General features: G+C 66.0%; 11 protein-coding genes. All 11 read left to right on the forward strand.

Features of this window, described 5'->3' with window-relative positions:
• Positions 1-165: 165 nt before the first annotated feature.
• The 11 genes from tolQ to ACN0T5_RS01590 all read left to right on the forward strand — a co-directional run bounded on the left by tolQ (position 166) and on the right by ACN0T5_RS01590 (position 13368).
• Positions 166-879: a protein TolQ gene (tolQ, locus tag ACN0T5_RS01540; protein WP_306029088.1), complete on the forward strand. Its 714-nt coding sequence runs from the start codon at positions 166-168 to the stop codon at positions 877-879.
• A gap of 4 nt (positions 880-883) precedes the next feature.
• Entirely contained in the window at positions 884-1333 is a 450-nt protein-coding gene (tolR, locus tag ACN0T5_RS01545; protein ID WP_417766855.1) for a protein TolR, read from the forward strand.
• A 4-nt stretch (positions 1334-1337) separates the two neighbouring features.
• Positions 1338-2291: a cell envelope biogenesis protein TolA gene (locus ACN0T5_RS01550; protein ID WP_417766856.1), complete on the forward strand. Its 954-nt coding sequence runs from the start codon at positions 1338-1340 to the stop codon at positions 2289-2291.
• A gap of 235 nt (positions 2292-2526) precedes the next feature.
• A complete protein-coding gene (gene tolB / locus ACN0T5_RS01555) occupies positions 2527-3882 on the forward strand; it encodes a Tol-Pal system beta propeller repeat protein TolB (RefSeq protein ID WP_417766857.1) in 1356 nt (451 codons plus the stop codon).
• A gap of 141 nt (positions 3883-4023) precedes the next feature.
• Positions 4024-4509 carry a peptidoglycan-associated lipoprotein Pal gene (pal, locus tag ACN0T5_RS01560; RefSeq protein WP_417766858.1) on the forward strand — a complete coding sequence of 162 codons (486 nt, stop codon included), beginning with the start codon at positions 4024-4026 and terminating at the stop codon, positions 4507-4509.
• A gap of 253 nt (positions 4510-4762) precedes the next feature.
• Entirely contained in the window at positions 4763-5782 is a 1020-nt protein-coding gene (gene ybgF / locus ACN0T5_RS01565) for a tol-pal system protein YbgF (RefSeq protein ID WP_417766859.1), read from the forward strand.
• Complete coding sequence (gene tilS, locus ACN0T5_RS01570; RefSeq protein WP_417766860.1) at positions 5769-7106, forward strand: tRNA lysidine(34) synthetase TilS; 1338 nt, start codon at positions 5769-5771, stop codon at positions 7104-7106. Before ybgF ends, tilS begins: the two co-directional genes overlap by 14 nt.
• 129 nt (positions 7107-7235) lie before the next feature.
• Complete coding sequence (gene ftsH, locus ACN0T5_RS01575) at positions 7236-9167, forward strand: ATP-dependent zinc metalloprotease FtsH (protein WP_417766861.1); 1932 nt, start codon at positions 7236-7238, stop codon at positions 9165-9167.
• Positions 9168-9444: 277 nt separating this feature from the next.
• Positions 9445-10791 carry a phosphoglucosamine mutase gene (gene glmM, locus ACN0T5_RS01580; RefSeq protein ID WP_417766862.1) on the forward strand — a complete coding sequence of 449 codons (1347 nt, stop codon included), beginning with the start codon at positions 9445-9447 and terminating at the stop codon, positions 10789-10791.
• A gap of 270 nt (positions 10792-11061) precedes the next feature.
• Entirely contained in the window at positions 11062-11859 is a 798-nt protein-coding gene (locus ACN0T5_RS01585; RefSeq protein ID WP_417766863.1) for an outer membrane protein, read from the forward strand.
• 333 nt (positions 11860-12192) lie between these two features.
• Positions 12193-13368, forward strand: coding sequence for a phosphoserine transaminase (locus ACN0T5_RS01590; protein WP_417766864.1), 1176 nt, complete (start codon positions 12193-12195; stop codon positions 13366-13368).
• The last annotated feature ends 52 nt before the right edge of the window (positions 13369-13420 follow it).

Consider the following 13420-nt stretch of genomic DNA (forward strand, 5'->3'; position numbering starts at 1 on the left):
TGCTTAATGCCGCTGGTTTTCGGGGGAAACAGTCCCAGTTTCGCCAAAATCGGTCGCCATGCAGGCGTTCGATCTAGCGGACACACGACTGGCCCGATCTTGAGGGCAACCGGCAACCGATCCGGCATGTGCGCCATTGGTATCGGGCAAGAGGTCCAGAATTAGATGAATCCCGTGGAACTAGCACAAACGACCCTCGCGGCTCCGCAGGGCGACATGTCCTTCTTCGCGCTCTTCCTGCAGGCGCATCTGGTGGTCAAGCTCGTGATGTTCGGGCTTGTGATCGCCTCGATCTGGTGTTGGGCGATCATCGTCGACAAGTGGCTTCTCTATACGCGCACCAAGCGCCAGATGAACCGTTTCGAGACGGTGTTCTGGTCCGGCCAGTCGCTGGAGGAGCTCTATCGCACGCTTTCCGGTCGCGCCAATCACTCGATGGCGGCCTTGTTCATCGCCGCGATGCGCGAGTGGAAACGCAGCCATGAAGGCGCGCGGCCGGCGATCGCCAGCCTGCAGCAGCGCATCGACCGGGTGATGGACGTGACCATTGCGCGTGAGGCCGAGCGCCTCGAGGCGCGCCTCCTGGTCCTGGCCACCGTCGGTTCGGCGGCGCCCTTCATCGGCCTGTTCGGAACCGTCTGGGGCATCATGACCAGCTTCCAGGCGATCGCCGCGTCGAAGAACACCAACCTTGCGGTCGTGGCGCCGGGCATCGCCGAGGCACTGCTCGCCACCGCGCTGGGCTTGCTGGCCGCCATCCCGGCGGTGATCGCCTACAACAAGCTGTCCGCCGATGCCGGCAAGCTGTCCGCCCGCATGGAAGGCTTCGCCGACGAGTTCTCCGCCATCCTGTCGCGCCAGATCGACGAGAGGAGCTGAGCCGATGGGCATGCAGGCCGGGGGCGCAGGCGCCCAGGGTAGCGGACGTCGCCGTCGCCGGCGGCGTCAGCAGCCGATGAGCGAGATCAACGTTACGCCCTTCGTCGACGTGATGCTGGTGTTGCTCATCATCTTCATGGTGGCTGCGCCGTTGCTCACCGTCGGCGTGCCGCTCGACCTGCCGGAAACGCAGGCCAAGCCGCTGGAAGGCGCGACCGAGCCGATCACGATTTCCGTCGCCGCCGACGGGCGGATCTACATTCAGGATACGGAGATCGCCGCCGAGGAGGTCATCCCGAAGCTGGAGGCGATCGCCGCCAACGGCTACGAGGAGCGTATCTTCGTGCGCGGCGATGCGAATGCGGACTACGGAACGATCATGCGGGTGATGGGGCGCATCAACGCGGCCGGCTACAAGCGGCTTGGCCTCGTGACGCTCGAGGAGCAGCAGTAAACCCATGCGCGTCGGGCTGATCGCATCGACTGCCGGCCATCTCGTCGTGCTGCTTTGGGGAGTGGTGTCGTTCCCCGATGCGAAACCGTTCGACATCCCGCCGGTCGACAGCCTGCCGGTCGATCTGGTGCCGATCTCGGAACTGACCCGTTTGCGCATCGGCGAGAAAACCGCCGAGATTCGCGAAGTCGAGGCGACCAAGCCGTCCGAAAAGCCGGTCAAGGAACCGGAGCCGGAGGAAAAGCCTGCGGAAAAGACGGCGGCCAAGCCGCGTCAGGCGACGCCCGAACCAACGCCTCCGCCGGCCCCGACGCCAGATCCCACGCCCGCACCGCCGGTACCCGCGACACCGACACCTCCCACGCCGACGCCGCCCGCACCGGAGCCGCCTGCCCCGGAGCCGCCCAAGGCGGAGCCGGAACCGGCCCCCGCTCCCGAGCCGGAGAAGAAAGTCGCGGAAACGCCGCCGCCGCCGCCATCGGTGCGGCCACGCACCAAGCCGACGCCGCCTCCGCGTCAGGAGCCGAAGCGCGACGATTTCAACCCGAACCAGATCGCGGCCCTGCTCAACAAGGTCGATCCGGCGGGCGGAGCCACCTCGCAGACCGAGACGCCCGCCTCGCTCGGCAGTCGCCTCGGCCAGAGCGGCGTGACGATGAGCCAATCGGAACTCGATGCCTTGCGCGGCCAGATCTCGCGCTGCTGGAATCCGCCGGCGGGCGCGGCCGGTGCCGGCGACCTGAATGTGCGGCTGAAGGTGTTCCTGACGCCGGCGGGCGAGGTCGACCAGCGGCCCGAGGTGATGAATTCGAGCTCCAACCCGACGTTCGGCATTGCGTCCGAAAGCGCGCGGCGCGCCGTTCTGCGCTGCGCTCCCTATTCGCTGCCGGCGGAAAAATATGACGCATGGCGCGAGGTCATCATCAATTTCGATCCGCGCGAACTGCTTGGCGGATAGGAGTGGCGACGTGCGTGATGCGATGCCCGGAATTTCGGCTGTCTTTTGGCCTGTGCTACAGAGACGGGCCGCCCGTTTGCGGGGAAGAGCGTCCGGATTTGCGGAGGACGTGCCCGCAAGAGGACGCGCGAAAGGCGTGAAAATGACGGATTTCAAGGCGATGGGTCTGACCACGCGTGCCCGCAGGGCGCGTCTGGAACCGACCGGGGAACCACGATTGATGGAGCTGAGAGCGATGATCAGACCGGCACCCGCCAGCCTGGCCCGGCGCGCCGCGCGCGCAGCCGTCCTTCTTCTCGCGGCGGTGCTGTGGGGCAGCGGCCTGCTGCCGGTGCCTCGTGCTGCCGCCGTGGTGGAGATCGACATCACGCAGGGCAATATCGAGCCGCTTCCGATCGCGCTCCCGGCCTTTTCCGGAGCCGGCGGCGAGGAGAAGCTGGCGAACGACATCACGGATGTCATCAAGGCCGACCTGACCCGCTCGGGCCTGTTCCGGCCGCTCGATCCGGCAAGCTTCATCGAAACGAATGTCAACGTCAGCACGCCGCCGCAATTCGCCTCTTGGCGCCCGATCGGCGCGCAGGCGCTGGTCGTGGGGGCGATCGAGCGCCAGTCCGACGGGCGCATTCGCGCCGAGTTCCGTCTCTGGGACGTCTTCGCCGGCCAGCAGATGCTCGGACAGCAGTTCTACACGACCTCCGACAACTGGCGGCGCATGGCGCATATCATCGCCGACGCGATCTATGAGCGACTGACCGGCGAAAAGGGCTATTTCGATACCCGCATCGTGTTCATCGACGAGACCGGAACCAAGGACAAGCGCGTCAAGCGGCTCGCGATCATGGACCAGGACGGCGCCAATGTGCGCTACCTCACCAAGGGCGACGAGCTGGTGCTGACGCCACGCTTCTCGCCCTCGCGTCAGGAAGTCACCTACATGGCCTATGCCGGATCGGACCCGCGCGTCTATCTGCTGAACATCGAGACGGGGCAGCGCGAGGTGGTCGGCAATTTCCCCGGCATGACCTTCGCGCCGCGTTTCTCGCCGGATGGCCAGCGCGTGGCGATGAGCCTGCAACAGGGCGGCAACGCCAACATCTTCGAGATGGACCTGCGCTCGCGGCGCACCACGCGGCTGACCAACACGCCGGCCATCGACACGAGCCCGTCCTATTCGCCGGACGGCCAGCGGATTGTCTTTGAGTCCGACCGCGGCGGCACCCAGCAGCTTTACGTGATGGATGCTGGTGGCGGGAACCCGCAGCGCATCAGCTTCGGACCGGGCCGCTACTCGACGCCGGTCTGGTCGCCGCGGGGCGATCTCGTTGCCTTCACCAAGATGCATCAGGGCCGGTTCATGATCGGCGTGATGAAACCGGACGGATCCGGAGAGCGGGTGCTTACCGAGGGCTATCACAACGAGGGACCGGCCTGGGCCCCGAACGGCCGCGTGCTGGTGTTCTTCCGCGACACGCCGGGCGCCAATGGAGGGCCGCAGCTGTGGACGGTGGATCTCACCGGCTACAACGAGCAGCGCCTGCCGACGCCGGCCTTCGGCTCGGACCCGGCCTGGTCTCCCTTGCTGGAATGAGGCGCGCACGATAGGCTTGCGGAGTCCATCCGCACGAGGCGCGCAACAAAACGTTAACCATACCGGTGAACGTGTGCTTAACCGGTTTCGCTGTAGAAGCGTTTACCCTGTCGGGGCGGTGGGGATCAGGAGTGTGGTTTCATGATGAATTTCGGGATGCGAAGCCGTGGCGCGCGCATTGCCTCCGTTGTCGCAGGCGCGATGCTGCTCGCAGCCTGCGCGCAGACCAAGCCGGACGGGCTGACGGGCAATGTGCAGCCCGGCACGGGCCAGGACTTCGTGGTCAATGTGGGTGATCGGGTGTTCTTCGGCGAGGACCAGTCGACGCTGGCGCCGCAGGCAACGGCGACCCTGGACAAGCAGGCCCAGTGGCTGCGCAGCTACAGCCGCTATACGGTGACCATCGAAGGTCACGCCGACGAGCGCGGAACGCGCCAGTACAACATCGCGCTTGGTGCTCGCCGGGCCGATGCGGTGCGCAACTATCTCGTTGCGCGTGGCATTCCGGGCAACCGGATCAAGACGCTCTCCTATGGCAAGGAGCGTCCGGTGGCGGTCTGCAACGACGAGAGCTGCTGGACGCAGAACCGTCGCGCGGTGACCGTGCTGGACAACGCGGGCAGCTAGGACTTACCGGCGCGGAGCGACACGCTCCGCCCGATGCCCGGCCGGCGAGCCGTCGCCCGGGCAGATGCAGTTGAACAAGCCGGAGCGGTTCGCCGCTCCGGCTTTTTTCGTTCCTTGCGGCATTTGCCGTCCGGATGGCGGCAAGAGACGACCCGCGCGCCAAAATTTGGCCGAAGTCGCGGCGCCCTGTGCTATTGCGTTCGCACGGGCAGCCCTGCGGCACCCGCCGCGGCTGCGACGGCGGAGGACAGCTATGAAGCGATTGAAATTCATGATCTCGAGAAGCCTACTTTGCGCGGTGGCGGTCGTCTTCGCCATTTCGCTTTCCCCGGCGCCGGCCTCGGCGCAGCTCTTCGGCTCGCGCGATGACAGCGAGGCCGCAGTGCGGCTCAACCAGGTCGAGGAGCAGATGCGAAATCTGACCGGCCAGGTGGAGCAGCTGAATTTCCAGATCCGGCAGCTGCAGGACACAATCCGGCGGATGCAGGAAGACAACGAGTATCGGTTGCAGCAGCTCGAGCAGGGCGGAGGCAAGCGGTCCGACGCGCGCAATGGCGGAGGAGCCGTTGCCGGGATCGCGCCTGGGCAGGGCGGTGGCGAAAGCTACGGCCCCGCCAATGGAACACTTGGACAGCTGCCGGCGGAAGCCGGCAGCGGGGACGCGGACTTTGCCGCGTCCGGGGGCTATGGCCAGAATCAGGATCAGGACCAGGGGACCGGTGCAGGGCCGCTTGATCTTTCCGCGCTTGCCAGAGGCCAGTCCGGCGGGTTCTCAGGCGGCGGCGATCCGGCAGTGCCGGGTGATATCGGCAATGCCGGCCTGCCGGGGGCCGGGCCTTCCAATGCGCCGAGCGGAACGCTGGACGCGGCCTCGCTTTCCGGTGTCTCCTCGCCCCGGGGTGACTATGACGCGGCCTATGCCATGGTGCTGTCAGGGGATTATGCAGGTGCCGAGGCAGGCTTTACCCGCTTCCTGTCCTCCCACCCCAACGATCCGCTTGCCGCCAATGCGCAGTTCTGGCTTGGCGAGAGCTATTTCGCGCGCAAGCAGTATCGTGACGCGGCGGATGCGTTCCTGAAGAGCTACACGGACTATCCCGACAGCAGCAAGGTCACCGACAGCCTGCTCAAGCTGGGGCTTTCGCTCAAGGGCATTGGCCAGAACGATGCGGCCTGCGCGACGTTCAGCGAGCTGCTGACAAAATATCCCGGTGCGCCGACCCCGATCCGCGCCGAAGCCCAGGCCCAACAGCAGAGCGGTGGCTGCGCCTGATCGCGGCCGGCCGGTCGGTGACGACGAGGCCGATGCCGCGCTCGCTCCTCTTCTGCGGTATTCCTGCATTGCGCTTGCCATTTCGGGCGGCGCCGATTCCACCGCCTTGCTGCTGCTGGTCGCCTCATGGCGCGCGCGCAGGCCGGATGGACCCGAAATTCACATCCTGACCGTCGATCACGCCTTGCGCCGCGAATCCGCCGGCGAGGCGCGGGGCGTTGCAGCGCTCGCGGAGCGGCTGGGCCTGCCCTGCCGGATTCTCGTCTGGTCGGGGATCAAGCCCGCCTCCAACCGCCAGGCCGCGGCGCGGGCCGCGCGACAGGCGCTGCTCGTCGCCGCCAGCCGTGAGCTTCGCGCCGAGGCGCTGGTGCTCGCCCATCATCTCGACGACCAGGCGGAAACCTTCCTGATCCGACTGGCGCGGGGAAGCGGCGTCTACGGTCTTGCCGCCATGGACGGGATTGCGGTCTGGCAGGACGAGGCGGGACTGCCGCTCCCGGTTCTGCGGCCACTGCTCGGCTTTCCCAAGGAGCGGCTGGTCGCAACGTGCCGGGCGGCGCGGGTCTCCTGGTGCGAGGACCCTTCCAACGACGATGCCGCCTATACGCGAACCCGGATGCGGGTGCTGATGCCGCAGCTTGCGGAAGAGGGGCTTGACGCGGAAACGCTGGGGCGGACGGCGGCGCGTCTGGGGCGCGCGGCGGCCGCACTCGACGAGCTTGTCGGGCGGACGCTTGTCCGGCACGCGAGGTTCCATCCGGCCGGGCCGGCGCGGGTGGACGTCGCGGGCCTCGCCGGTCTGCCACGGGAGGTGCTGCTGAGGTTGCTGGCGCGGCTGCTCCGGACCATCGGCGGCGACCCGTATCCGCCGCGACTGGAGCGGCTGGAGCGGCTTGCCGAGCGGCTTGCCCGCGGACCTTCCGTGCAGTCGACGCTTGCCGGGGTCGTCGCCCGCCGCCGCGGGGAGACGGTGTTCTTCTGGCGAGAGAGCGGGCGCGAGGGGATCGCACCGCTCGCGGCGAGCGGCCCGGGACGCTTCGTCTTCGACCGTCGCTTCGAACTGGTCCTGCCGTCCGGGGTCTCCTGTGAAGTCACTGCACTGGGTCCGCTTGCGGCCTCGCCGTTTCCGCGTTCGGTCGCCGACGACTGGCCGGTCGCCGCGTTCCAGGCGGCACCTCTTCTGCGCCTTTCCGAGGATGCGGCCTATTGTCCCGGGCTGGGCGGATCGCCGCCGCCGGGCGTCAGGGTGGCCAGACTGGCGGACGAGGAAAGCCCGTGGCGGCGGGAACTTGTGTCAAATCCCTTCGATCGCGATGAAATTTAAGAAAAATGAGACCTGTTGCATGCGAATCTCCTTCGCCGCCTTGGCAGTCCCCCTTGCGGGACCTATCTTGGCTTTAGAGAACATGTCCCCAGCGCAGACCGCCGCTCGGGCGGGGCGAAGGAACCGCTAATGAACGCCAATTTTCGCAATTTCGCCCTCTGGGTTATCATCGGCCTGCTGCTGATCGCTCTTTTCCAGCTGTTCCAGAACCCTGGCCAGCGGGCCGAACCGAACACCATCCCCTTCTCCCAGTTCCTGAACCAGGCGGAACAGGGCGATGTCAGGGAAGTGACGATCCAGGGTCAGCAGGTCCTCGGCAAGTACAATAGCGGCGGCACGTTCCAGTCCTACGCGCCCGAATCCGCCGGCGAGTACATCGAGATCCTGCGCTCCAAGGGGGTCAGCATCACCGCGCGTCCGCCGCAGGAGAGCTTCTCCCTCATCGGCGCGCTGATCTCGTGGTTCCCGATGCTGATCATCCTCGGCATCTGGATTTTTGTGATGCGCCAGATGCAGGGCGGAGCCGGCGGCAAGGCGATGGGTTTCGGCAAGTCCAAGGCGAAGCTCCTGACCGAGGCGCATGGCCGGGTCACCTTCGAGGACGTCGCCGGCATCGACGAGGCCAAGGAAGACCTGCAGGAGATCGTCGAGTTCCTGCGCGATCCGCAAAAGTTCCAGCGTCTGGGCGGCCGCATTCCGCGCGGCGTGCTGCTGGTCGGCCCTCCGGGCACCGGCAAGACGCTGACTGCCCGCGCCGTCGCCGGCGAGGCGAACGTGCCCTTCTTCACCATTTCCGGTTCCGATTTCGTCGAGATGTTCGTCGGTGTCGGCGCCAGCCGTGTGCGCGACATGTTCGAGCAGGCGAAGAAGAACGCGCCCTGCATCATCTTCATCGACGAGATCGACGCCGTTGGCCGTCATCGCGGTGCCGGCCTTGGCGGTGGCAATGACGAGCGCGAGCAGACGCTGAACCAGCTGCTTGTCGAGATGGACGGTTTCGAGCCGAACGAGGGCGTGATCATCATCGCCGCGACCAACCGTCCGGACGTGCTCGACCCGGCCTTGTTGCGTCCGGGCCGTTTCGACCGCCAGATCGTCGTGCCGAACCCGGATGTCACCGGCCGCGAGAAGATCCTCAAGGTGCACATGCGCAAGGTGCCGCTGGCACCGGACGTCAATGTGCGCACGCTGGCGCGCGGAACGCCGGGCTTTTCCGGCGCCGACCTGATGAACCTCGTCAACGAGGCGGCGCTGCTGGCCGCCCGGCGCGGCAAGCGGCTTGTCACCATGGCCGAATTCGAGGACGCCAAGGACAAGGTCATGATGGGTGCGGAACGCCGCACCCTGGTGATGACAGAGGAAGAGAAGAAGCTCACCGCCTATCACGAGGCCGGCCACGCGCTTGTCGCGCTGCACATGCCGGCTTCCGACCCGATCCACAAGGCGACCATCATTCCGCGCGGACGGGCGCTCGGCATGGTCATGCGTCTGCCGGAGAAGGACCAGGTGTCGCTGACCCGGGCCAAGTGCAAGGCGGATCTCGCCGTTGCCATGGGCGGGCGCGTCGCCGAGGAGATGATCTTCGGCTACGAGAAGGTGACGTCGGGCGCGTCGGGCGACATCCAGATGGCGACCAAGCTGGCGCGGGCGATGGCGACCCAGTTCGGCATGTCCGACAAGCTCGGTCCGCTGCTCTATGGCGAGAACCAGGAGGAGGTGTTCCTCGGTCATTCGGTCGCCAAGAACCAGCATGTGTCGGAGGATACGCAGCGCATCGTCGATGCCGAGATCAAGTCCTTCGTCAACACCGGCTATGAAACCGCCAAACGGGTGCTCTCCGAGCACGAAGAGCAGCTTCATGTTATTGCCAACGGCCTGCTCGAATACGAGACGCTGTCCGGCGACGAGATCAAGGGCCTGCTCGACGGCAAGCCGCCGGTGCGCGACACCGACGACGACCAGCCGACAGCGCGCGCCTCGGCCGTGCCCAAGACCGGCGCCAAACGGCGCGGCGAGGGCGACGCCCCGACCGGCGGCATGGAGCCACAGCCGCAAGGTTGACAAGCGCGCGGCGAGCGACGATCGAAACAACGCCCGGCAGGTCTCCTGCCGGGCGTTCGCGTTGTGCGCACTGTTACGAACGAAAACAAATTTTGAACTTCTTCATGCGAGCATGGTGATACATGGAGGGTCCGCGCGTGCTGCTTCTGCAGGCGCCGCGCGGAGACAGGGTCCGGCGGTCTGTCCGGCATCGCGCGGGAGCGAAGGACGGACCGGAATGTCGCAGGCGGTTCCAGCCGCGGCGGCATCCGGAGCCACGGGAAACGACAGGGTCGACATGACACGCAAGTATTTCGGAACCGACGGCATTCGCGGCACGGCCAATCGCGCACCCATGACACCGGACGTCACGCTCAAGGTGGGCATGGCCGCGGGGCTGTCGTTCCGCAACGGCTCGCATCGTCACCGTGTGGTGATCGGCAAGGACACGCGGCTTTCCGGCTACATGATCGAGAACGCGCTGGTCGCGGGCTTCACCGCCGTCGGTCTCGACGTGCTGCTGCTCGGCCCGATGCCGACGCCTGCCGTTGCGATGCTGACCCGCTCGGTGCGCGCCGATCTCGGCGTGATGATCTCCGCTTCGCACAATCCCTATCACGACAACGGCATCAAGTTCTTCGGCCCGGACGGCTACAAGCTGTCGGACGCGGTGGAGAAGGAGATCGAGGCACTGATCGACCAGGACCTGTCGGGCCAGCTTGCGGCACCGTCCGATCTTGGCCGGGCCAAGCGCATCGACGGCATGCGCGATCGCTATGTGGAGTTCGCCAAGCGCACGCTGCCGCGGGAGATGAGCCTGGCCGGCCTCAGGATCGTCGTCGACTGCGCCAATGGCGCCGCCTACAAGGTGGCGCCCGAGGTGCTGTGGGAACTGGGCGCGGAAGTGATCGCCATCGGCGTCGACCCGGACGGTTACAACATCAATCTCAAATGCGGTTCCACCGACACCGAGGCGCTGTGCCAGAAGGTGCATGAGGTGCGGGCCGATATCGGTATCGCGCTCGACGGGGACGCCGACCGGGTGATCATCGTCGACGAGAACGGCAGGGTCGTCGACGGCGACCAGTTGATGGCGGTGGTTGCCCAGTCGTGGCTGGAGGATGGCCGCCTGGCGGCCTCCGGTATCGTTGCAACGGTGATGTCCAATCTGGGCCTGGAGCGCTATCTGGGTGGTCTCGGTCTGACGCTGGCCCGCACCCAGGTCGGTGACCGCTACGTGGTCGAGCACATGCGCCAGCACGGCTACAATGTCGGCGGCGAGCAGTCCGGCCATATCGTCCTGTCCGATTTCGCGACGACCGGCGACGGGCTTGTTGCCGCACTGCAGGTGCTGGCCTGCGTCTCGAAACTGGGCCGGCCCGTCTCCGAGGTCTGCCGTCGCTTCGATCCCGTGCCCCAGATCCTCAAGAATGTGCGTTACGCCGGTGCGACCCCGCTGGACAACCCGTCCGTGCAGCAGGCCATCGAGGAAGGACGCAAGACGCTCGGCAATTCCGGACGCCTGCTCATCCGCGCCTCCGGCACCGAACCGCTGATCCGCGTGATGGGCGAGGCCGACAATCAGGACGTGCTGGCCGGGGTCGTCGACAGGATCGCCGATGCAGTGGCCCGCGCGGCTGCCTGAAGCGGCCGTTGGTCTGCGCGACCGGCCGGCGCGTTCCGGCGGCGGGTGGCATGTCCGTTTGCTCGCATGGTTAACAATTCCCAAAGAACAGTGGACAGATGTTGCCGTATGCCTAAGAAGGAAATTTTATTTACTTTTCGTTAAGGTAAAAAATCACGGTTAAATATTACGGTTAAGCCCGTCTTAAGCATTTTCAGCAAATCTAGTCTCGTGTTTCAAGTGAGCGGCCGGCAAAGAGAGTGTTCGGACGCATTCAACGAGGACCGAGACATGAGCAGCCATATCAAGAAACTTTGCCTGGCTGGCGTCGCGATGATCGTCTCGTCAGCCGTCCATGCAGCAGACATGCCGATCCCCGTGATCGAGCACGTTCCGCAGGTGCCGGTTGTTACGGGCGGCTGGTATTTGCGCGGCGACATCGGCTACAAGGTGTACCAGTCACCGAGCGTCGCTTACGGCCCGACGTCTTTCTCCAACGAGAAGATGAACAATACCGGCATGATCGGTGTTGGTGTCGGCTACAGGTTCAGCGACTACCTGCGCGGCGACCTGACGCTGGACTATGAATTTCCGGCAAAGGTCACGGGCTATGCGCCTTGCGCGGCTCCCTGCGGCGGCGCCGGCGTCGGCGGGTTCTCCACGGAGACAGCCGACATCGACGTGCTGACCATGCTGGTCAACGGTTACATCGACATCGGCACCTGGGGCGGTTTCACGCCCTATGTCGGCGCCGGCATCGGTACGTCCTATGTGACGACCAGCAACATCAAGTTCGCCAACCCGAACGGTGTCTCCGGCTCCTATCCGGGCGACAGCACCTGGAACTTCTCCTGGGCGCTGATGGCGGGCGGGTCCTACGCGGTCACGCCGAACTGGTCGATCGATGCGGGCTACCGCTATCTGAACATCGGCAATGCCTACTCGCAGAGCTTCTCCACGGGCGGCGCCAACCCGTCCTACAAGATCCGCTACGAGGATCTTGCCGCTCACGAGTTCCGCGTCGGCATGCGTTACACGTTCAATTCCGGCCCGTCGTTCATCGAAGAGCCGATCGTCACGCGCTACTGATCCCGGCCCGCGTCCGCCGGTCATCGGCGGCGCGGCGAGGCGGGATCCGTTTCGCGACACGTTCCCGCCAGGAACGCCAGATCCAGGGGAACCGGGTGCAAGCCCGGTTCCCCGTTGTCGTTTCGCCTTTGAAATCACGGGAAAAAGACACAGGCAGGCGCTCATTTCCTGCCCGGCGCGAGCCGCCCGGTCCTCTTCCCCGGCGCGTCAGGGCCACGCCTGCCGGATGCCTCCTCCGTTTTTTTGACCGCTTGCAGGCCCGTGTCACTTCGGCTATCTCCGTCCGTGGGACACCCCTCCCCAACGAGGGGCACCTATCTGGAAGGATAGTTCATGACACAGCATATCGAACCGGCCGTGCGGCCGGAAAATCCCCGTTTCTCCTCAGGTCCCTGCGCCAAGCGCCCCGGCTGGTCCGCCGAAGCGCTTTCCGACGCGCCTCTCGGCCGCTCGCACCGGGCCAAGCCCGGCAAGGCCAAGCTTGCCGAGGCCATCGACCTCACCCGCCAGATCCTGCAGGTTCCCGACGACTACCGCATCGGCATCGTTCCGGCCTCGGACACCGGCGCCATGGAAATGGCCATGTGGTCGCTTCTGGGCGCACGGGGCGTCGACGTTCTGGCGTGGGAGAGCTTCGGCTCGGGCTGGGTCACGGATGTCGTCAAGCAGCTCCGCCTCGAAGACGTGCGCGTCCTGGAAGCCGGTTACGGCGAGATCGTCGACCTTTCGACGCCGGACTTTTCCCGTGACGTGATCTTCACCTGGAACGGAACCACCTCCGGCGTGCGCGTGCCCGACGCGAACTGGATTGCCGCCGACCGCGAGGGGCTGACGATCTGCGATGCCACCTCGGCCGCCTTCGCCCAGCCGCTCGATTTCGCCAAGCTCGATGTCGTCACCTTCTCCTGGCAGAAAGTGCTGGGCGGGGAGGCTGCCCATGGCATGCTGATCCTGAGCCCGCGCGCCGTGGAGCGGCTGGAGAGCCATACGCCGGCCTGGCCGATGCCGAAGGTCTTCCGCATGACCAAGGGCGGCAAGCTGATCGAGGGCATCTTCAAAGGCGAAACCATCAACACTCCGTCCATGCTCTGCGTTGAGGATTATATCGACGCGCTGAAATGGGCACGCGACATCGGCGGGCTCGAGGCGCTGGTCGCCCGCGCCGATGCCAATGCCGGGGCCGTCGCCGACTGGGTGGCGCGTACCGGCTGGGTGGACTTCCTGGCCAGCGACCCGGCAACGCGGTCGAACACTTCGGTGTGCCTGCGGATCGTCGATCCCCGTGTCGCAGGTCTCGATGCCGACGCGCAGGCAGCCTTTGCCAAGGCGATGGCCGGTGCGCTCGACAAGGCCGGTGTTGCCCATGACATCGGCGCCTATCGCGACGCGCCAAGCGGTTTCCGCATCTGGTGCGGGGCGACCGTCGAGACCTCCGACGTCACGGCATTGCTGCCGTGGCTCGACTGGGCGTTCGTGCGCGAGCTGCAGTCCCTCGGCAAGGCTGCCTGAGCGTTTTCAGCGCTTCCTTTTTCGACCAAGCAAGCCAACAGATCCGATCGCC

It is taken from the genome of Stappia sp., assembly GCF_048261845.1.
Lineage (GTDB): Bacteria > Pseudomonadota > Alphaproteobacteria > Rhizobiales > Stappiaceae > Stappia.

Excerpts from the sequence above, each read along its gene's own strand:
- tolR (WP_417766855.1), top strand. The coding sequence starts at position 884 with ATGGGCATGCAGGCCGGGGGCGCAGGCGCCCAGGGTAGCGGACGTCGC.
- tolB (WP_417766857.1), top strand. The coding sequence starts at position 2,527 with ATGATCAGACCGGCACCCGCCAGCCTGGCCCGGCGCGCCGCGCGCGCA.
- ACN0T5_RS01585 (WP_417766863.1), top strand. The coding sequence starts at position 11,062 with ATGAGCAGCCATATCAAGAAACTTTGCCTGGCTGGCGTCGCGATGATC.
- ACN0T5_RS01590 (WP_417766864.1), top strand. The coding sequence starts at position 12,193 with ATGACACAGCATATCGAACCGGCCGTGCGGCCGGAAAATCCCCGTTTC.
- tolQ (WP_306029088.1), top strand. The coding sequence starts at position 166 with ATGAATCCCGTGGAACTAGCACAAACGACCCTCGCGGCTCCGCAGGGC.
- glmM (WP_417766862.1), top strand. The coding sequence starts at position 9,445 with ATGACACGCAAGTATTTCGGAACCGACGGCATTCGCGGCACGGCCAAT.
- pal (WP_417766858.1), top strand. The coding sequence starts at position 4,024 with ATGATGAATTTCGGGATGCGAAGCCGTGGCGCGCGCATTGCCTCCGTT.
- ftsH (WP_417766861.1), top strand. The coding sequence starts at position 7,236 with ATGAACGCCAATTTTCGCAATTTCGCCCTCTGGGTTATCATCGGCCTG.
- ACN0T5_RS01550 (WP_417766856.1), top strand. The coding sequence starts at position 1,338 with ATGCGCGTCGGGCTGATCGCATCGACTGCCGGCCATCTCGTCGTGCTG.
- ybgF (WP_417766859.1), top strand. The coding sequence starts at position 4,763 with ATGAAGCGATTGAAATTCATGATCTCGAGAAGCCTACTTTGCGCGGTG.